Genomic DNA, 19,784 nt, shown 5'->3' with positions numbered 1-19,784 from the left:
GAGCTTGTATGCTGCTTTATGATTACAGTAAGTCGACCGCGGCCTACCGCGTCCGCATCGCCCTTGGCCTTAAAGGCCTCACTTACCAACGAGAAACCGTGTCCCTGCTGGATAAACACCAGCACAGCGACGCCTATCGCTCGCTCAATCCCGCCGGTTTAGTGCCTACCTTGGTCGATGGCGATGTCACCTTGAGCCAATCGCTCGCCATTATCGAATACCTCGACGAGCGCTATCCACAGGTCAAACTGCTCCCCAGTGATCCAGTGCAAAAAGCCCAGTGTCGATCACTGGCGCTCGACATTGCCTGTGATGTGCATCCACTCAATAACTTGCGGGTTCTGCAATACTTAACCGGCCCCTTTGGACACAGTGATGACGACAAAATCACTTGGTATCACCATTGGCTCAAGCAAGGGTTCGATGGCTTGGAAGCCAAATTACAAGGATTAGACAGCCCCTTTATTGGCGGAGAAGCGCCCAATTTGGCCGATATTTGTTTGGTCGCGCAGCTGTTTAATGCACGCCGATTTGCGTTTGATTTAACGGCCTACCCAACCCTGACGCGCATTGAATCACAATGCCAAGCGCTGGATGCATTTATACAGGCACACCCTGATAAGAGCTAAGGAGAGGACATGAAAGACGGATTGTTGTGGGCGCCGGATAAGGAACGTCAAACCCACACCTTACTCGCCGCGTTTATCCGTGCCGTGAATCAGACTCACGACACCCAGCTGAGTGGCTATGACGATCTTTATGCATGGTCAGTACGCCAAAGCGGCGATTTTTGGCAACAGTTATGGCAATTTGCCGGCGTGATCGGCGATCCGGGCGAGAGAGTGTGCGATATCGACCCCGAGCACCCTAATCGGGATAGCCAGTGGTTTCCCACCGCACGCCTGAACTATGCCGAAAACCTGCTCAAGCACGCAGAGCAGTATGCCGACCAACCAGCGATGATTTTTAGCGGTGAGCATGAGGTAGCACGCACCCTCACTTGGCGCGAGCTCGTCGATCAGGTGGCGGCCATCCGTCACTACCTAGATACGCAAGGCGTTCAACCAGGCGATGTGGTTGCCGGCTATTTACCCAACCTACCGGAAACCGTGATTGCGATGCTTGCCACCGCGGCACTAGGCGCGATTTGGACCTCAACCTCACCGGACTTTGGCGTCGACAGTGTGTTAGACCGTTTTGGCCAAACCGAGCCCAAAGTGCTGTTTACCACCGATCACTATCATTACAACGGCAAAACCTATGACTGCCTGAATAAAGCACAGCAGGTGGTGGATAACGTACCGGCCATTGAGCGCTTAGTGGTGATCCCTTTTGATGGCGTTCGACCTTCCTTACCTGCTGGCGTGGATAATTGGCAAGATTTATTGACTAACGACGCGCCGCCGCTTCGCTTTACCCGCGTGGCGTTCAATGCCCCACTCTTTGTGCTTTACTCATCCGGCACCACGGGTAAGCCCAAGTGCATTATTCATTCGGTGGGCGGAATATTGCTCAATCATTTGAAAGAGCATCAGCTCCATTCGGATGTGCGCCCCGGCGATCGCTTTTTCTATTTCACCACCTGCGGCTGGATGATGTGGAATTGGCAAGTCAGCGCTTTAGCAAGTGGCGCGACCTTAGTGCTTTATGATGGCTCGCCGTTTTATCCGGATGCGGGGGTACTTTGGCGACTGGCCGAGCGGCATCAGATCACCCTTTTTGGTACGGCGGCGAAATACTTAGAGGCATTGGAAAAACAAGGGGTGGCGCCAAAAGAGGATTACTCGCTGGCGTCGTTACGTGTCCTGTGTTCGACCGGTTCAGTACTTGCGCCCGAGCAGTTTGATTATGTCTATCAAAAGATAAAATCCGATCTGCAATTAAGCTCGATTGCGGGCGGCACCGACATTTGTGGTTGTTTTGTTCTTGGCAGCCCACTGTCACCAGTTTATCGCGGCGAAAGCCAAAAGCGGGGTTTGGCGCTCGATGTACAAGTGTTTAACGCCCAAGGCCAAGCGGTCGAGGAGCAGAAAGGGGAGCTAGTGTGTTGCAATAGCTTCCCCAACCAGCCGGTTGGCTTTTGGCACGATACCGATGGCAGCCGCTACCACAATGCCTATTGGAACAAGATTGATGATATCTGGTTTCATGGTGACTATGTGCGCCTGACCGCACAAGGTGGCATGGTGTTCTATGGCCGGTCTGATGCGGTACTAAACCCAGGCGGGGTACGAATTGGTACGGCGGAAATCTATCGCCATGTGAATCAGCTGAGCGAGATCATGGATTCAGTGGTCATCGGCCAGCAATGGCAAAATGATGTCCGCGTGGTGCTATTCGTCAAACTCGCCGCCGGCGTGACACTGGATGAGCCACTCAAGCAAACCATCAAAAAAACCATCCGCACCCAGTGCACGCCGCGTCACGTTCCCGCCGTGATTGCCGAGGTGAGCGATATTCCACGCACCAAGTCAGGGAAACTGGCCGAGTTAGCGGTGCGCGATGTGGTCCATGGCCAAGACGTGGCGCAGTTAAGTGCGCTGGACAACCCAGCATCACTCGACCAATACCGTCAGCGCCCCGAGCTCACCGAGTAAGCGGACGCCATGATCGAAAAAGGCCGCATCCTCATGCGGCCTTTCGACTGGGTTTAACCCCAACATGACTTAGCGTAGGCGATGGTCATCATCGTCGCCATCTTTGCGCTCATATTCCCCTTCAAAGGTATTGCCATCCTCGCCACGGCCTCCGCGACGGAACGGGTCCTCCCCAAAAGGACCTTGCGTATTGCCCCCTTGATGAAAGTTACCTTGGCTAAAGCTCGCTTGAGACACAGTGACGCGCTTCATCACTTGTTTGGCGAGCGCGGCTCGCGGCCCAGGCAAAAGCACCAACATCCCCATCGCATCGGTCATGAAACCTGGCGTTAACAGCAGCACACCGGCGACGGCCAGCATCACGCCTTCAAGGATTTGCTGGGCGGGTAACTCACCGCGGTTGAGCCTATCTTGCACCGAAGCCAGAGTCATCAGTCCTTGACTCCGTACCAAAGAGGCGCCGACGAATGCGGTGATCAAAACCAGCGCCAGTGTTGGCCACAATCCCAACCAACCACCAACCTGAATGAACAGGCCGATTTCAATCACTGGGACCAGAATAAATAGCAGCAATAAGATTGGAAACACGATTCACCTCGCGCTGGAAATGGACTGTTCATCCTAACATCAAAATCCGCCAAAAGCCGAACAACGAAACCGAATTTAGCCCTTGAATCAAAGTGCAAGAAAGCGCATTTTGTCTGTGCGCCATGCTACAGCTGTGACCGGGGTCAGCCCTTTTCACCGCATTATATGCTGTAATGGCGGCTGAAAGGATGTAACAGATAATACATCCAGCCAAAATCTCTGAGGAATGGATTCTACAGCAAAATTTGTGGCGACGTTTTAATCATTATAATAACTTGATGTTAAGGCCAACGCATGTCTCAGACGATTATAACACCCAATGAAACCTCAACCCTAACCACAGCAACCCGTTTAGAAGAAGATTTACTCGGCCAACGCGCAGTACCTGCCGATGCCTACTACGGCATCCATACGCTGCGGGCGATCGAAAACTTTACTATTTCCGGCACCCGGATTTCTGATATCCCCGATTTCGTACGCGGCATGGTTTACACCAAAAAAGCCGCCGCGATGGCAAACCAAGAGCTCGGCGTGATCCCCGCAGATGTCGGCGATTACATCATCAAAGCCTGCGACCAAATCCTACAAACAGGCAAATGCATGGATCAATTCCCCTCGGACGTCTTTCAAGGCGGCGCAGGGACGTCAGTCAACATGAATGCCAATGAGGTGATTGCCAACCTTGCGCTTGAGCTGATGGGGCACGAAAAAGGTGACTATGATGTGATTAATCCCAACGATCACGTCAATAAGAGCCAATCGACCAATTGTGCCTACCCCACCGGTTTTCGTATTGCCGTTTACAACAGCATTCTAAAATTAATGGATGCGATTGATTATCTGCAAAAAGAATTCGACGCCAAGGCCGAAGCCTATGCACACGTGATCAAAATGGGCCGCACCCAGCTGCAGGATGCGGTGCCGATGACGGTCGGGCAAGAGTTCAAAGCCTTCTCAGTGCTACTGCGCGAGGAGATTAAAAACATCAAATACACCGCAGCGTTACTGTTAGAGGTAAACCTCGGCGCGACCGCGATTGGTACTAAGTTGAATGCCGCCGAAGGCTATCAACAACTGGCGGTAAAACGCCTGGCTGAAATCACGGGCTTACCCTGTATCCCGGCCGAAGATTTGATTGAAGCCACGTCAGACTGTGGGTCCTATGTGATGGTGCATGGTGCGCTAAAACGCCTGGCAGTGAAACTATCGAAGATTTGTAACGACCTCCGTCTACTTTCCTCGGGCCCACGTGCGGGGCTCAATGAAATTAACCTACCCGAAATGCAGGCCGGTTCATCCATCATGCCCGCTAAGGTTAACCCGGTGATCCCAGAAGTGGTTAACCAGGTTTGCTACCGGGTAATGGGGAATGACACCACCATCACCTTTGCCGCCGAAGCCGGTCAGCTCCAGCTTAACGTGATGGAGCCCGTCATTGGGCAGGCGCTGTTTGAGTCTATCTCGATTTTAGCCAATGGTTGCCGCAATCTCGGTGAAAAATGTGTGAGCGGGATTACCGTTAACCAAGCGGTGTGCGAGCACTATGTGCATAACTCGATTGGCATCATCACTTATCTTAACCCCTTTATCGGCCACCACGAGGGCGATATTGTCGGTAAGATTTGTGCTGAAACAGGTAAGAGCGTTAAAGAAGTGGTGCTCGAACGCGGTTTAATGACCGAGGGGGAGCTGGACGAGATCTTCTCGGTTGAAAACCTGATGCATCCTAAGTATCGCGGTAAACGTTTTAACGCGTAGTGGGTCAGTCATCGTAGTGGGTCACTCACAACAGACACCGACGACCGATAGAGACAACAAAGGGCGCTGAAAGCGCCCTTCTTTTATACCGTAAACCGCCGTTACAGCACCTGCGTAATCAGCAAACCACAAGCGATACTGAACACCATACTCAGCAAGCCTGGTGCCATAAAGCTGTGATTAAAAATGTACTTACCTATCCGCGTGGTGCCGGTTCGGTCAAAGTCGATGGATGCAATGATAGGCCCGTAGTTAGGAATAAAGAAGTAGCCATTCACCGCTACAAAGGTCGCAATAATCATCGAAGGCGGCAGCCCCAAGGTAATCGCCACCGGCACCAATACCGCTGTCGTCGCACCTTGACTGTTCACCATCACTGACAAGGCGAACAGCGCAAACGCAAATGTCCATGGCGCCATTTCTACCAAGCCAGACACCGCCTCTTTCACCATCTCACCATGGCCACCAATCAAGGTATCACCTAGCCACGCAATACCAAAGATAGCGACAATGGCACGCATCCCCGCATGGAATACCGAACCTTGGCTAATCGCATTGCCATCTGGCTTACAGGTCAAAATGATCAGTGCACCGACTGACAACATCACGATTTCAATGGTATGCGCCATTCCCATTGGCTCGCCATCAAAGGCCGGTCGCAGGGTTGGGAATGCCCCCATGACGACGACCGCTAAAGCACCAAATAAGAACAAGCCAACCGATTTCTTCGCTGCTGGCGTGACTTCGATATCTTCCACCGCCAAATCCGCTTCCATTTCTCGACGAAAGTCGGGATCTTGTAAACGGCGTTGATATTCAGGATCGTCTTTAAGCTCTTTACCCAGCTTATTAACAATCACACACGCCAAAGCAAGACCAATAAAGGTGCTAGGAATGGTGACCGACAGCACATCGGTAAGGGTAATGCCTTGCGGCTCTAAAAAGGCCACACAGGCAACCACCGCTGCCGCGATGGGGCTGGCTACAATCGCAAATTGCGAGGCAATGACCGCCATACCCAAAGGGCGAGCCGGACGAATGCCGCTTTTACGACTGACTTCAGCGATAACAGGTAAGACCGAATAGGCAACGTGTCCGGTTCCCGCCATCATGGTGAAGACATAAGTCACTAAAGGGGCAACAAAGGTAATGTGACGTGGGTTTTTACGTAATATATTGGTGGCAATTTTAATTAAAAAATCCAAGCCACCTGCAGCTTGCATGGTTGCTGCAGCGGCGACCACCGCCATGATCATCAGCAACACGTCGATAGGTGGATGCGTGGGTTGCAAACCGAAACCAAAACTGAGTACCGCGAGCCCGACCCCGCCCATCACACCTAAACCAATGCCGCCGATACGGGCACCGATTAAGATGCAGCTGAGTACCACTAATAACTCAACCAAGAACATAACTTTCTCCTACTTTGGATAGACGTCCCCACACGCCCGTTCACATGCATTCATTGTCTTATGGCACGCACATGGCGTATTGGGGCGTAGATACGATATGACGATTCCTCCGTCTGCTTACCACCACCGATAAGCACCATCCTTGGTGGGAGATGTGAGCAACCGCGCTCAGCACCATGGCCAAATCCTAACCAGGTACAGTCACGCGCATGTTGATTCAGGTAAGAAAAAGTAACACTTTTCGCGAACTGACAACAAAAAGTTCAGAAATTGAGATCTTTCACCTAGACACTGATGGACTTTTCATCCTCCTTAGTAAGTGTTATGTTATATCATAACAAACAATAGGGAGTCGTTATGAAAGCCAATATCCACCCCGAATATCGTTCTGTCGTTTTTCATGACACCAGCGTTGACGCCTATTTTATTGTCGGCTCAACCTTGCAAACATCACGTACCATCGAGTGGCAAGATGGCAAAACCTATCCTTACTACCCGCTAGATATCTCAAGCGCATCACACCCGGTGTATACCGGAAAGCAACGAGCGACGAACAAAGAAGGCCGTGTTGCCCACTTTGCGCGTAAGTTTGGCCAAGTCGGTCGCCGCAAAAAGGAACAGGCATGAAAGTCGTCAATTCACTAAAAAGTGCCCGTCAACGCCATCCTGACTGTCAGGTCGTTCGGCGTCGCGGGCGCATGTTCGTCATTTGCAAAACCAATCCACGTTTTAAGGCGGTGCAAGGCCGCGCAAAAAAACGCAGCTAAGCGTCGGCGACGCACTGCCACTGATGTGGCAGTGCCTCACGATGTGAGCACATCTTGAGGTCATCATTTCCTTTTTCGAGGCGAGTCATGGTATGTGTGTATACTCATCCTATCTGCCGCAAAAGGAAAAAGTATGAAACCGGGTCGTCGCTTCACGCTGGCTGCTGGATTATTGATTGCTGCACTGGGTGCCAGTGCGCTTTATATTGCGCGAACCCACCAAGCGACAGTGCCACCGACAACCTCTGCTACCGCACCGCCATTTATCACCGTCAACTCGCAAGAAGCACTTGATGCAGAGCTCGCCAGCGCTGCGGCTAATCAACAAATCGCCTTGGTTGATTACTACGCCGATTGGTGCATTCCGTGTAAACAATTCGCCCAAAAAACCTTCACGGATCCGGCTGTGGCTCAGCAGCTCAGCCGTATGCACCGCATTAAAGTGGATCTGAGTGAAAATCGTCCTGATGATTTTGCGTTAATGCGCACCCAAGACGTGGCCGGGCTACCCACACTCGACTTTTGGTTGCCCAATGGAGAGCGTCATGCGACAGCTCGCATTACCGGCTTTTTAGCACCTCAAGCTTTCATTACTCACCTACGCCAGTATGGATTGAAACATGAAGTAAAAAGCGAGCAATGATCAATCTCTTAGTTCTCTTGTTACAAAATTGATAAACCCCATATCTGGTGGTAGCTTTATTGAAAACAAAGGGAAGATAGCCTCATTATGGAAGCGCAACACACCATCGTTATCGCTGATGATCATCCACTGTTTCGGAACGCCCTCTTTCAATCCGTGCATATGGCGATAAGCGGAGCCAACCTGCTAGAGGCAGACAGCTTAGACAGTTTAAATCAGATCTTAGCGCGAGATGCTGAGGTCGACTTGGTGCTGCTCGACCTAAAAATGCCTGGCGCGAATGGCATGTCAGGGCTGATTGCGCTGCGTCACCAGTATCCAACCCTACCGATTGTGGTGATCTCTGCCAGTGAAGAGCCGAGTGTGATCCGTCAGGTACGCGCTCATGGCGCCTTTGGCTTTATTCCCAAATCCAGCGATATGCGTGCGTTGGTACAGTCGTTAACCCAAGTGCTCGACGGCACACCTTGCTTTCCAGATAATCTCGGCGAAGACGATGAGAGCGAAAGCTTATCTGACAAACTCGCCACACTGACCCCACAGCAGTACAAAGTATTGCGAATGCTTTGCGATGGCTTGCTGAATAAGCAGATCGCTTATGACTTAGCGGTATCCGAAGCGACCATTAAAGCCCACATGACGGCTATATTTCGCAAACTGGGCGTGAAAAACCGCACTCAGGCGGTGATTTTATTGCAGCAATCTAATATCGAACTTTGATACGCTAGCGCTCTAGACACCGACTTTGGAGCGCCTATGTTAAGTATTCTTGCTACGCAATTCGTGATTTTATGGGCCGTGATCGACCCTGTCGGTAGCGTGCCCATCTATCTGTCGCAAACCAGCCACATGTCCGCCAAACAAAAGCGCCGCGTCGCGGTGAAAGCCGTGGCAATTGCCTTTGCCATTTTGCTGTTCTTTTTAATTGTCGGTCAGATTTTGCTTGAAGCCATGCAAATCCCGTTACCCGCATTCCAAGCGGCCGGTGGCTTGGTGTTGCTATTGTTTTCCCTCACCATGATTTTCGGTGAAGGAAAACCCGGCCAAGAAGCCAAAATGCTGAGTGAAGACGTTGATAAAGCAGAAATTGCCGCCACCGCGGTTTATCCACTCGCCGTCCCTTCTATTGCCTCCCCCGGTGCCATGATGGCGGTAGTCATGCTCACAGATAACAATCGGTATGCCATTGCGGAACAAGCGGTGACCGCTGGGGTGATGTTTGTTGTTTTGGTCGCGACCTTGGTCTTACTCCTCGGCGCCAATGTGATTCACAAAGTGATTGGGAATGTGGGGGCGTCGATTATCAGCCGCGTCATGGGGCTGATCCTTGCCTCGGTCGCCGTTGCGAATTTACTCGAAGGCATCCAAAAGTTTTATCACCTCAGTTAGACCTTTGGCGAAAGACTTGGCTGGCTCAACCCGAGTCAGCCGTACCTAGCTCACAAAAACCCTGCTTTTTCCGCTCATTATCGCTGACTGCGCTCGACTAAAGTTGCAATGTCGCTTCGTCCATCCCCTGCTATCGTCTTCAAGTAACATTCCATTAACGTGCTAAACAAGGAGAAGGCGATGGCGTTTCAAAGCAAGGAACACGCGAAAGCCTACTGGGACAGAAACGTAAAACTGATGATCAGTCTGCTGATTGTCTGGTTTGTTGTCTCATTCGGCTGTGGGATCTTATTCGTGGATGCCCTCAATACTATTCAAATTGGTGGCTACAAACTTGGGTTCTGGTTTGCTCAGCAGGGATCGATTTATACCTTCCTCGGCATCATATTTGTGTATGCCAAACAAATGCGCAAACTCGATCGCGAGTTCGGCGTGGACGACGAGTAAGAGGACTAACACATGGATTTAAGAACCATTACTTATATTGTTGTCGGGTTCACGTTCGCCCTCTATATTGGGATTGCGATCTGGGCACGCGCAGGCTCCACCAAAGAGTTCTATGTCGCCGGTGGCGGGGTGAACCCAGTGGCGAACGGGATGGCGACCGCTGCCGACTGGATGTCAGCTGCCTCGTTCATTTCGATGGCCGGCTTAATCGCGTTTATGGGCTATGGGGGCTCGGTCTTTTTGATGGGCTGGACGGGCGGCTTCGTGCTCCTCGCACTGTTGCTCGCCCCTTACCTACGTAAGTTTGGCAAGTTTACCGTGCCAGAGTTTGTCGGTGAACGCTTCTATTCAAAAACCGCGCGCATTGTTGCCGTCGTTTGTTTGATCATCGCCTCCGTCACCTATGTTATCGGCCAGATGAAAGGGGTGGGCGTCGCCTTTGGCCGCTTCTTAGAAGTCGACTATTCCACCGGGCTATTAATCGGTATGGTCATTGTCTTTATGTATTCCGTGATGGGCGGGATGAAAGGCATTACCTACACCCAAATTGCTCAGTATTGCGTGCTCATTTTAGCTTACACTATTCCCGCAATCTTCATCTCCCTCAAACTGACGGGTAACCCATTCCCACAGCTTGGTTTAGGTAGCACCATGGCGGGAACGGATCAGTACTTGCTAGACCGACTCGATCAGGTGGTGACCGAACTCGGCTTTGTCGAATACACCACCGCCGTGCGGGGTAGTACTCTCAACATGTTTGCCTACACCATGTCACTGATGATAGGTACGGCCGGTTTACCCCACGTTATTATTCGCTTTTTCACCGTCCCTAAGGTGCGTGATGCACGGACATCTGCCGGTTGGGCGCTGTTCTTTATCGCGATTTTGTATACCTCAGCACCGGCGGTGGCGGCGATGGCGCGCTTGAACTTAATGGACACGGTGAATCTACCGAACGGTGACAACCTCGCCTATGACCAGCGTCCAGACTGGTTTAAGAACTGGGAAACCACCGGGCTGCTAGGCTTTGAAGACAAAAACGGTGATCAGAAAATTCAATACACCTCGAATTCAGAAACCAATGAGCTACGTGTTGACCGCGACATCATGGTGCTGGCCAACCCAGAGATTGCCAAGCTACCTAACTGGGTGATTGCCCTGGTCGCCGCCGGTGGCTTAGCCGCGGCACTGTCGACTGCCGCCGGGTTGTTGCTTGCGATATCGTCAGCCATATCCCACGACTTAATTAAAGGGGTCGTCAATCCGAATATCAGCGAAAAAGGCGAGCTGCTGGCAAGCCGGATATCTATGGCATTAGCCATCGCTGGGGCCGGCTACTTAGGGCTCAACCCACCAGGCTTTGCGGCCGGGACGGTGGCACTGGCGTTCGGCTTAGCCGCGTCATCGATTTTCCCGGTACTCATGATGGGGATCTTTACCAAGACCATTAACAAAGAAGGGGCGATTGCCGGTATGGTCGCGGGGATCAGCGTCACCCTGTTCTACGTATTCCAACACAAGGGGATTTTGTTTATCTCTGACTGGACATACTTAGAAAGCCTCGGTAGCAACTGGATACTGGGTATCGAGCCCAATGCCTTTGGCGCAGTAGGGGCCGTGTGCAACTTTGCCGTGGCGATCATTGTCTCGCGCATGACGAAAGAAACACCGCAAGAGGTGCAAGATTTGGTCGAGCACGTTCGTATGCCGTCTGGAGCCGGTGATGCGCAATCACACTAATCCCGTGTTAACCTATCAAGCCCCTGCGGGGGCTTTTATACTGTTGGTTACGACCAGCCAAGGAGAGGCATGATGTCAACGGTCACGCGTTTACTCACCAATAAACATGTGGTTATTGCGATGCTGGTTGCGCCAGTGTTAGCGGTGATCGCCTATTTTGCCGTCGATGCCAGTGTGTCTGAGACGCCCAAAGCCGCTCAGCCAGGGCAAAGCTATCCGCTGGCGGTCCGTTCTAATTGCCGTTATACCAGCGGGTTTTGTCAGCTCGAAAATGGCGATATGAAACTCAAACTGGAATCGCAAGGCGTCGAAAACAACCGGTTAACGCTGCGGTTGGTCAGCGAGCTGCCCCTGGAAGGCGCACAAATCGGCCTGACAAACATCGCACCGCAAACCATGCAAATCCGCGATGAACAAGGCATGACCTGGACGGTCTCTCTGCCAGCACCACGCAGCGAAGAGACGCAAATCCGCCTGGCCGTGAGTATGAAAGGGAGCCACTATTATGCCGAAACGCCAGTGACCTTTATCGAACATAAAACGTTTTATACCGAGCACCAACAGGCGCAGGATGCGTCATAATGTGAGACGTCACGCGTCAATTGACATCAACGATGTTCGGATCGCCACTACGATGGTGGCGATTTTGTTTTCATACGCTTGCTCTGTCAGCCAATGACTCACATCCGCCCACCCATCACCGTCTAGGTGTGCTAATTCATCAACCTCGATATGCCCATCAACAGGGTTAAAGTGCCCTGCCACTTTAACAATACCCACATCTGTTTCTAGGCGCGGTAGGGTAAAAGGGGTCATCGTTTTCCTCGCTGTTGTAATAATGCACGCAACTTAAGCGGCTTTACCGGTTTAGAGAGATACATAAAGCCTAGTCCAGTCACGGTCTGTTGTGTCTCGGCGCTGCGGTCAGCACTGATGATCACCCCCTGAAAGCAGCACCCTACTTTTAGTTGGCATTGTTGTAGCACTTGCAACCCCGTTTGCTGGTTCGTTAAGTGATAGTCACTCAGGACAAACTCAGGCTGCCATTGATCGCCGATCGTCTTGATCGCACCACTCACGTCAGGGGCGCAGCGAACGTCGCATCCCCACAGTGATAAAAGCTGCGCCATCCCATCCAAGATGTCTTGCTCATTGTCCACACATAAGACACGGCAACCTTCGAGCTCTCGCGCCGATGAGGTGGCAGGCGCCACAGGACTTGGCTCGACCTTTTCCGCTTGGCTCGCATTCACTGTCATCGAGAACACCGTGCCTCGACCCGGCCAGGATTTCAACGCCAGAGGCTGAGTGAGGATTTGGCTAATGCCCTTCGCGATCGCCAACCCTAAGCCCAACCCCTGCTCCGCACCTTCGTGATCAATGCGTGTGAACTCTTGAAAGATATCTTGCTGACGATCGACAGGGATCCCGTCGCCATCGTCCCACACCTCAATGCGGTAGTCGCGTCCTGCTCGTCGCACACCTAACAACACTCGGCCCTCAGGGTTGTAGCGAAAGGCATTGGTCAAAAAGTTTTGCAGCACCCGGCGCAGCAAGTTCTTATCAGACTGAACAAACACCTGGCTGGTCACAACGCGAAAGTCCAACCCCTGGCGGCGAGCCAGTACGCCAAACTCCGCCTCTAGCGCATGAAACACCTCGCTTAATGCAAAGGTCTCGATACGTGCTTTCATTTTGCCCGACTCCAGGCGTGAGATATCGAGCAAATCACCAATCAACACTTCCGCACTTTCTAGTGCGCTTTCTATGTGCTGAGCAACGGCTTCAGTATCTCGGTTTGCCGCCATCTCACTGAGTGACGAAGCAAACAAACGTGCAGCATTAAGTGGCTGCATCAAGTCGTGACTGACCGCGGCCAAAAAGCGACTCTTCGACTGTGAGGCGGATTCAGCCTTGCGGGTCGCATCAATCAATCGGCTATTTAGCCGCTCTAATTCACGCGTTCGCTCAGTCACCCGCGCTTCAAGGGTTTCATTAGACTGCTTGAGCGCCGCTTCCGCATCCCGAAACGCGGTGATATCGGTAAATGTCATGACAAAACCACCGCCCGGCATCGGGTTGCCCTGCAGCTCAATCACTCGTCCGTCTGGATGCACTCGCGAAGAGGTATGCGGTTTTCGTCGTGTTAAGTGCAGCACTCGCTTGCTGACATGCTCTTCCGGATCACCCGGCCCACAAAGTCCGCGCTGAGCATTGAATCGGATTAAGTCCGCGACCGGTCGCCCGACCTGGATAAGCCCAGGTGGAAATTGAAACATATCAATGTAGCGCTGATTCCATGCCACCAGCCGGAGTTGCTTGTCCACCACAGAGATCCCTTGGTTGATATGCTCGATAGCCCCTTGCAGTAATCCCCGCGAGAAATCAAACAGCTCAGAGGCCTCATCAACAATGGTGGCAATTTCTTCCAACTGCATATTGCGCCCCTGAAGGGCCGATGAAAGGACTAAGCGTGCCGACGACGAACCAAACACGCCTGCCAACACCCGCTCGGTATGACGTATCAGCGGTGCGCTGGCTTGTTGTTGGGGCATCAGCTCTTCACCACGCTGCTCTGCAAATTGGCTAAACGCCTGGCGCATGCGCCGGCGACCCACGAAGCGAGCCGCGAGCATCTCCAGCTCCGCCACTGTCACCCGGCTTTGATACAAGCGCGCATCATCGTTTTCCGGCAGTGGCATGCCAACAAACGCGGCGGCCTGTAAACGCTCACTCAGTGATGGTCGCGTGAGTAAAGAAACCACCACAAAGCCAAGAGCATTCATTAACACACTGAAGGCCAGTCCCCAATCCACGGTATTGAGGTGAGTAAACGGTGAAAAATCGGGAGGGGTGATAATCCAAATCAATAGGTTAGATTGGCCATCTCCTGCCAGCATGCCGGTTTGGGTCATCATGGTCACCAACCACAGTGAAAACCCCACGAGTAAGCCAGCATATACGCCTTTTTTGTTGCCTTGACGCCAGTACAAGGCGCCAATCATCGCAGGGGCAAACTGAGCAATGGCCGCAAAGGAGAGAAAGCCAATTTCCGATAACGTGGGCACAGTGAGGATCAGATGATAGAAGCCCCACGCGGCAATTAAGATCAAAAAGATCAGCGCACGACGAACGTTAAGTAACAGCCCAGAGAACTGCGCAAAGTTACGGGATTTCAGCTTCATTCGCCGCAACAACAGTGGCATCACCAGATCATTCGATACCATGATCGCCAACGCAATGGTTGAAACAATCACCATCCCGCTGGCAGCCGATGCCCCCCCCATAAAAGCCAGTAGCGCCATCCCCTCAGCCCCTACCGATAGCGGCAGCCGAATCACATACGTATCAGCAGGTGCCCCAGGTAACAACGCTTGCCCCGCATAGGCGAGCGGTAGCACAAAAATCAGCATCAGTAACAAGTAGGTCGGAAAGACTTTACGCGCCGTATTCAAATCACTCGCGCGCGTGTTTTCCACCACCATGGTGTGAAACTGGCGCGGCAAGCAAATGATTGCCGCCCCTGTGAGCAAGGTGTGAATGATTAAGCTGCCCACATCCGGGCGACCAATCACGCCAGAGTCCTCAAGACTCACGGGCAAGCTGGGCGCTTGGAATAGCAGCCATACCACAAAAATACCCACCCCGAGAAACGCGACCAGCTTGACGATCGACTCGAAAGCGACCGCCATCATCATCCCTCGGTGGTGCTCCGTACTGTCAATATGACGCGTACCAAATAACACGGTAAATGCGGCCAAGGAGATACACACGAGCCAGGCGATTTGGGGCTGTGCCAAGCCAATGCTTTGCCCCAGCTCTGGCGACAGAACATCGAGCCCCATGGCAATACCGCGCAGTTGCAACGCGATATAGGGCAGCACACCGACCACGGCAATCAAGGTCACCATCACCGCTAAGCCCTGCGATTTGCCATATCGCGCCGCAATAAAGTCGGCAATGGAGGTAATGTGCTCGCGCTTGGCGATCAAGATCATTCGGGCAAGAAAACGCCACCCAAGGGTAAACACCAAGATAGGGGCAAGATAAATCGGTAGGAATGACCATGGTGAGCTGGACGCTTGGCCAACCGTGCCAAAAAAGGTCCAAGAGGTGCAATACACCGCGATAGAAAGGCTATAAATCCACGGGCGCCATGAGCGTAACCAGCGCGGTTGACGATCACCATACCAAGCAATCGCGAACAGTGCGCCCATATAAAGCAGTGAAACAGAGACAATTACCCAGCCTTGTGTCATGGCTCCCTTCCTGACGCAATCCTTTGCCGAACCCTTGAGCTGGGTGTAACACGGTATCGGCGCCCACTCAATCGTCTCGTATTCGCTTTGTGGGCACCTTAGCTAACTTTACTGCAAGCCTAATCGTGGTTTATTACAGCTTAGGCCTGTTTATGCCACCTTAGCTTGCTTGGCACGCCAAAATGCCGGCTCACGCAGGGGTAAAACGAAAACAGGCAACGCAAGCAGCGCCATGGTATAAAAAGTGCCAGAGGGCGATACAGCATAAATCCACCCACTTGCCGTGGTCAGCGCCGCCACCACTGCGCCCATTGGTAGCGCATTGTACGCCGCTTGTGTGGCCACCAATCGCGCCCCACACTCGCGCTGGATGTACTGCATCGCGCCAAGGTGTGCGCCGGCAAACGTAATGCCATGAAGCAGTTGCACCAGTATCACAGGCACCGCAGCGGTCGTCGTCCCTGTGATCCCCCAGCGCAGCAATACACCCACAGCCGCCAATTGGAACAAGGCTTTTGATGACCAGCCATTAAAAAGCCGCGCCCCCAAGGCAAATACTGCCACTTCCGCGACAACCCCGAGGCTCCACAAATAGCCCACGATGCTCTCGCTATATCCAGCCTGCTTCCAGTAGATCGCACTAAAACTGTAATACGCTGCGTGGCTGCCTTGCAGCAGGGAGGCGATTAACAAGAACACGACCACCTGACGGTCGCGGAAAAGCTGACGCATCGAGACTTTGCTATTGGTCATATCGTGCTCGCTTTGTGGCATCAATGTCGGTCGACGCAACGTCAGTAGCAAACAGGCAGACAAGCCGCCAATCGCGATCCAGGGAATAATCGCCGCCGATTGCTCGGTCACCAGCCATCCGGTCAAACTCGACCCAACAATAAAGGCTATCGATCCCCAGAGGCGAGTTCGACCATAGTCGATAACTTTATGGCGCGCATAATAGTTGGCGAGCGCATCTGACAGGGGGACGGAGGGACCAATGGCTAAATTAAATAACACGGTCACCAAAGCCAGCCACCACACATTGGCACCCATCATAGGATGCAAGGCACACGTCACTAACGCCATGAGTGTCAAGGCCCGCAGGGCCGGCAACAAGGCTTCAACCTGTTGTACGCGCGGTGTGAAGACTAAGTTGGCCACACATCGGGTTGCAAAACCAAGCCCAATCAAGGTGCCGATCACGCCTGAATTGAGACCAAGATACTCAAACCAAACCGCCCAAAACGGGAGATACACACCATAGGAAAAAAAGAAACCGCCAAAGTATTCTGACAGCCAGCGAAACGGGGAACATTGGGTTAAGGTCATCTCATTACTTCACATTAAGATAGATACCCGCTAAGTGTCGCAGCTCTGTGCGAGGAAAAAAAGACACGCGCGCCACGATTGTCGACAAATACATGGTGGTGACCAGTCCAGGTGCATGACTGGCTAGACTAAAGTCGGCTAGCGAGATCGGAAAGGGTGAGACACACTGTGAATATCACAGTGAGGAGTGCGACTATGCCTGAACCTTTTGACACCTCTCATGCGCCCTTTGACTGCCTAACCGCATCACAAGTCAAACAATGCCGCCAAGCACTCGACGTCGCCTACTTTCGCCGTGGCGACACCCTGATCCAGCCCGGTGATACGGGCGAGCAGCTCTTTATCATTATCAAAGGCAGCGTGGAAGAAGTGTCAGAAGACGGCAAGGAAGTGTTTTCTCATTACACCACCGACGACTTATTCGACGTGCCAGCACTGCTTAATGGCACCGCCAAACACCGATACCGCGCGCTAGAAGATACCCTCTGCCACCTGTTACCCGCCGAGGTGTTCCTCGCCATTTATCATCATAATCACGCGTTTCGAGGCTACTTTGATACCAACCTTCAGCGCCGACAAGCACTGATGGTGCAAGCTCGTCAGCAACAAAATCTCGCCGAGTTTATGCTGACAAGAATTGATGACAGCAATATTCAACCTGCCTTGTGTGTCTCCCCCGACGTGCCCCTGCATGCCGCTACCGCCCAGATGAAAGCGGAGCGCTGCGACTGCGCCTTGGTCGATGATGAAAATGGCGACTGCGGTATTATCACCCGCACCAATTTGCTTCATGCGCTCGTGCTCGAAGGCTACGATCAATCCGTGCCTGTTGGCGAAGTGGCCACACGTCCGGTGATCAGTGTGGAACGCGGCGACTTTCTCTTTCACGCCATGATTAAGATGACACGCCAGCGTGTAAAACGTGTCCGGGTCGTCAATGAACACGGAAACACTGCAGGGATGCTCGATCTTCCTCAGGTACTGAGCCTCTTTTCGACTCACTCTCACGTGCTTAACTTACAGATTGCCCGCGCACAAACCATTGACGAACTGGTGATCGCCGCAAACAGCCAGAGCAAGCTGGTACACACCTTATTTAACAATGGCATTCATACCCGCTTTGTGATGCAGCTTATCGCCACGGTGAATGAGCAAATCATGGAAAAAGCCTTTCGCTTGTTAGTGCCCGAGGCTTATCAACGTCAGTGCTGCTTGGTGGTCATGGGCTCTGAAGGGCGCGGCGAGCAAGTACTCAAAACCGACCAAGACAACGCCTTGATTCTCGCCGACGATCTCAACTGGCCCGATTGCCAGCAAGTGATGGAGACCTTTTCACATACACTGTATCAACTCGGTTACCCGCCCTGTCCGGGTCACGTGATGGTCAGTAATCCCAAGTGGGTAAAAACCGCCACGCAATGGCAGCAAACCGTGCGTAATCTGGCACAAAGTGCCAACCATCAAAGTGTCATGGACTTGGCGATCCTTGCTGACAGCCAGCCGATCGCTGGCGATCTTAGTCTGATTGATGCGATCCAAACACCACTCAAAGACAGCTTGACCGACAATATGTTGACGCTCAACACCTTTGTCCGTCCTGCGCTAGCCTTTCGCGTTCCTTTGACCGTATTTGGCTCCCTCAAAAGCAGCAAAGAAGGGCTGGATATCAAAAAAGGGGGGATTTTTCCCATCGTCCATGGCGTACGTACCATGAGCTTGGAAAAAGGTGTACCACACACCAACACCTTTGAGCGGCTGGAGCAGCTTGCCAACCTAGGGGCACTGGCGGAAGAAACGGCGGAAAACCTCTCCGAAGCCTTGAAGCTATTTATCCGATTACGTTTAAGACAACAATTGAGTGGCGAACCACAAAGCAACTACCTCGACGTAGCTCAACTCCCTTCTAGCGAACGCGACTTACTGCGCCACGGGCTGCATGTGGTGAAAAAGTTCAAAGAGTCACTCGCTTTCCATTATCACGTGAGGGATTAATTTGAATTGGCTGACTCGGCATTGGTACCGTCATCGTCTACGACACTCACCCTATCGGGACTTATTTTTGCCCCCCGACTCAAGCACGCTGATTTCACTGGACTGTGAAACGACCAGCTTGGATCCGCACCGTGCAGAGCTGGTTACGATTGCGGCCACTCCGATTAAAGGCAATCGGATCCTCACCAGTCACGCTCTCACCTTGACACTGGCCGCGCCAGAGAGTCTGAGCGCCGGCTCGGTCAGAATTCATCGTCTGCGCCACCAGGATCTGGTTCACGGTGTCACTGCAGATCAAGCAATCACCGCACTGGTCGACTTTATTGGTAATCATCCATTGGTCGGCTATCACATTCGTTATGATAAAAGTATTCTCGATCGCTACGCGCGGCATTTTCTCGGCTTTCCTCTCCCCAACCCTCTGATTGAAGTCAGTGATATTTATCAACGCAAACTCGATCGCCTGCTACCTAATGCCTATCACGACATCAGCATGGAAGCCATTAGTCGTCACCTCGATGTCCCTTTGCCGGCCCGGCATGATGCATTGGATGATGCGCTCGCCGCCGCATTGATTTATGTCCGCCTCACCCAAGGTGAGATGCCCATGCTGCAATCCAAATAACGCATCGAAGCCGCGACTTGCGCACGAACGCAAAGACAAAGTGGGATCTAGCCCCCACTATCTGGCCTGACAACTGCGCAAATCGCTTAAAAATCAATGGGGTCATCCTAAAGTCTAATTGTCGGACGTCCCGATATGTCACACCTTTACTGCATGGTTTTCGTTTGCCAGGCAGCGGTAACGCCTGACATCTCATGACATGGAAGCGCCGCGTGGAGCATCGCGGACACGAGGAGAAACA

General features: G+C 52.5%; 18 protein-coding genes. 13 read left to right on the top strand and 5 right to left on the bottom strand.

Features of this window, described 5'->3' with window-relative positions:
• The first annotated feature begins 8 nt into the window (after positions 1-8).
• On the top strand, positions 9-629 hold the full coding sequence (maiA, locus tag WN56_RS08045; protein ID WP_046074549.1) for a maleylacetoacetate isomerase: 621 nt from the start codon (positions 9-11) through the stop codon (positions 627-629).
• Between the two features lie 9 nt (positions 630-638).
• A complete protein-coding gene (locus tag WN56_RS08040; protein ID WP_046074548.1) occupies positions 639-2,597 on the top strand; it encodes an acetoacetate--CoA ligase in 1,959 nt (652 codons plus the stop codon).
• A 69-nt stretch (positions 2,598-2,666) separates the two neighbouring features.
• On the opposite strand, the gene WN56_RS08035 is transcribed toward WN56_RS08040, so the two are convergent.
• A complete protein-coding gene (locus WN56_RS08035) occupies positions 2,667-3,185 on the bottom strand; it encodes an FxsA family protein (RefSeq protein ID WP_046074547.1) in 519 nt (172 codons plus the stop codon).
• A 294-nt stretch (positions 3,186-3,479) separates the two neighbouring features.
• Here WN56_RS08035 and aspA point away from each other — a divergent pair, with 294 nt between their 5' ends.
• Positions 3,480-4,943, top strand: coding sequence for an aspartate ammonia-lyase (gene aspA, locus WN56_RS08030; RefSeq protein WP_046074546.1), 1,464 nt, complete (start codon positions 3,480-3,482; stop codon positions 4,941-4,943).
• A gap of 101 nt (positions 4,944-5,044) precedes the next feature.
• Here the strand turns inward: aspA and WN56_RS08025 are convergent, their stop codons facing one another.
• On the bottom strand, positions 5,045-6,355 hold the full coding sequence (locus WN56_RS08025) for an anaerobic C4-dicarboxylate transporter family protein (protein ID WP_046074545.1): 1,311 nt from the start codon (positions 6,353-6,355) through the stop codon (positions 5,045-5,047).
• A 357-nt stretch (positions 6,356-6,712) separates the two neighbouring features.
• Between WN56_RS08025 and WN56_RS08020 the strand changes: the two genes are divergently transcribed.
• The 8 genes from WN56_RS08020 (at position 6,713) to WN56_RS07985 (ending at position 11,923) form a co-directional block, all read left to right on the top strand.
• Entirely contained in the window at positions 6,713-6,982 is a 270-nt protein-coding gene (locus WN56_RS08020; RefSeq protein ID WP_046074544.1) for a type B 50S ribosomal protein L31, read from the top strand.
• A complete protein-coding gene (ykgO, locus tag WN56_RS08015; protein WP_046074543.1) occupies positions 6,979-7,122 on the top strand; it encodes a type B 50S ribosomal protein L36 in 144 nt (47 codons plus the stop codon). Before WN56_RS08020 ends, ykgO begins: the two co-directional genes overlap by 4 nt.
• A 133-nt stretch (positions 7,123-7,255) precedes the next feature.
• Positions 7,256-7,765, top strand: coding sequence for a thioredoxin fold domain-containing protein (locus WN56_RS16555; protein ID WP_052708048.1), 510 nt, complete (start codon positions 7,256-7,258; stop codon positions 7,763-7,765).
• Positions 7,766-7,852: 87 nt separating this feature from the next.
• Positions 7,853-8,485 (top strand): response regulator transcription factor, encoded by a 633-nt coding sequence (locus tag WN56_RS08005; RefSeq protein WP_046074542.1) that lies wholly within the window; start codon positions 7,853-7,855, stop codon positions 8,483-8,485.
• 36 nt (positions 8,486-8,521) lie between these two features.
• Entirely contained in the window at positions 8,522-9,154 is a 633-nt protein-coding gene (locus WN56_RS08000; protein ID WP_046074541.1) for a MarC family protein, read from the top strand.
• Positions 9,155-9,334: 180 nt separating this feature from the next.
• Positions 9,335-9,601 carry a DUF4212 domain-containing protein gene (locus WN56_RS07995; RefSeq protein WP_046074540.1) on the top strand — a complete coding sequence of 89 codons (267 nt, stop codon included), beginning with the start codon at positions 9,335-9,337 and terminating at the stop codon, positions 9,599-9,601.
• 12 nt (positions 9,602-9,613) lie between these two features.
• On the top strand, positions 9,614-11,341 hold the full coding sequence (locus tag WN56_RS07990; RefSeq protein ID WP_046074539.1) for a sodium:solute symporter family protein: 1,728 nt from the start codon (positions 9,614-9,616) through the stop codon (positions 11,339-11,341).
• 69 nt (positions 11,342-11,410) lie between these two features.
• On the top strand, positions 11,411-11,923 hold the full coding sequence (locus WN56_RS07985; protein WP_046074538.1) for a hypothetical protein: 513 nt from the start codon (positions 11,411-11,413) through the stop codon (positions 11,921-11,923).
• A 9-nt stretch (positions 11,924-11,932) separates the two neighbouring features.
• Here the strand turns inward: WN56_RS07985 and WN56_RS07980 are convergent, their stop codons facing one another.
• From WN56_RS07980 to WN56_RS07970, 3 genes are all read right to left on the bottom strand, one after another.
• Complete coding sequence (locus WN56_RS07980; protein WP_046074537.1) at positions 11,933-12,157, bottom strand: hypothetical protein; 225 nt, start codon at positions 12,155-12,157, stop codon at positions 11,933-11,935.
• Positions 12,154-15,600 carry a hybrid sensor histidine kinase/response regulator gene (locus tag WN56_RS07975; RefSeq protein ID WP_046074536.1) on the bottom strand — a complete coding sequence of 1,149 codons (3,447 nt, stop codon included), beginning with the start codon at positions 15,598-15,600 and terminating at the stop codon, positions 12,154-12,156. The genes WN56_RS07980 and WN56_RS07975 overlap by 4 nt, the downstream gene beginning before the upstream one ends.
• A gap of 150 nt (positions 15,601-15,750) precedes the next feature.
• Positions 15,751-16,926, bottom strand: coding sequence for a 3-phenylpropionate MFS transporter (locus WN56_RS07970; RefSeq protein WP_046074535.1), 1,176 nt, complete (start codon positions 16,924-16,926; stop codon positions 15,751-15,753).
• A 195-nt stretch (positions 16,927-17,121) separates the two neighbouring features.
• Between WN56_RS07970 and WN56_RS07965 the strand changes: the two genes are divergently transcribed.
• Together WN56_RS07965 and WN56_RS07960 are read left to right on the top strand one after the other, a co-directional pair.
• Positions 17,122-18,918 carry a DUF294 nucleotidyltransferase-like domain-containing protein gene (locus WN56_RS07965; protein WP_046074534.1) on the top strand — a complete coding sequence of 599 codons (1,797 nt, stop codon included), beginning with the start codon at positions 17,122-17,124 and terminating at the stop codon, positions 18,916-18,918.
• Position 18,919: 1 nt separating this feature from the next.
• Positions 18,920-19,543, top strand: coding sequence for a 3'-5' exonuclease (locus WN56_RS07960; protein WP_046074533.1), 624 nt, complete (start codon positions 18,920-18,922; stop codon positions 19,541-19,543).
• Positions 19,544-19,784: the final 241 nt, after the last annotated feature.

It is taken from the genome of Salinivibrio sp. KP-1, assembly GCF_000968645.1.
Lineage (GTDB): Bacteria > Pseudomonadota > Gammaproteobacteria > Enterobacterales > Vibrionaceae > Salinivibrio > Salinivibrio siamensis.
The sequence above is the reverse complement of the archived record's forward strand: the minus strand, read 5'-3'. Positions and strand labels throughout refer to the sequence as shown.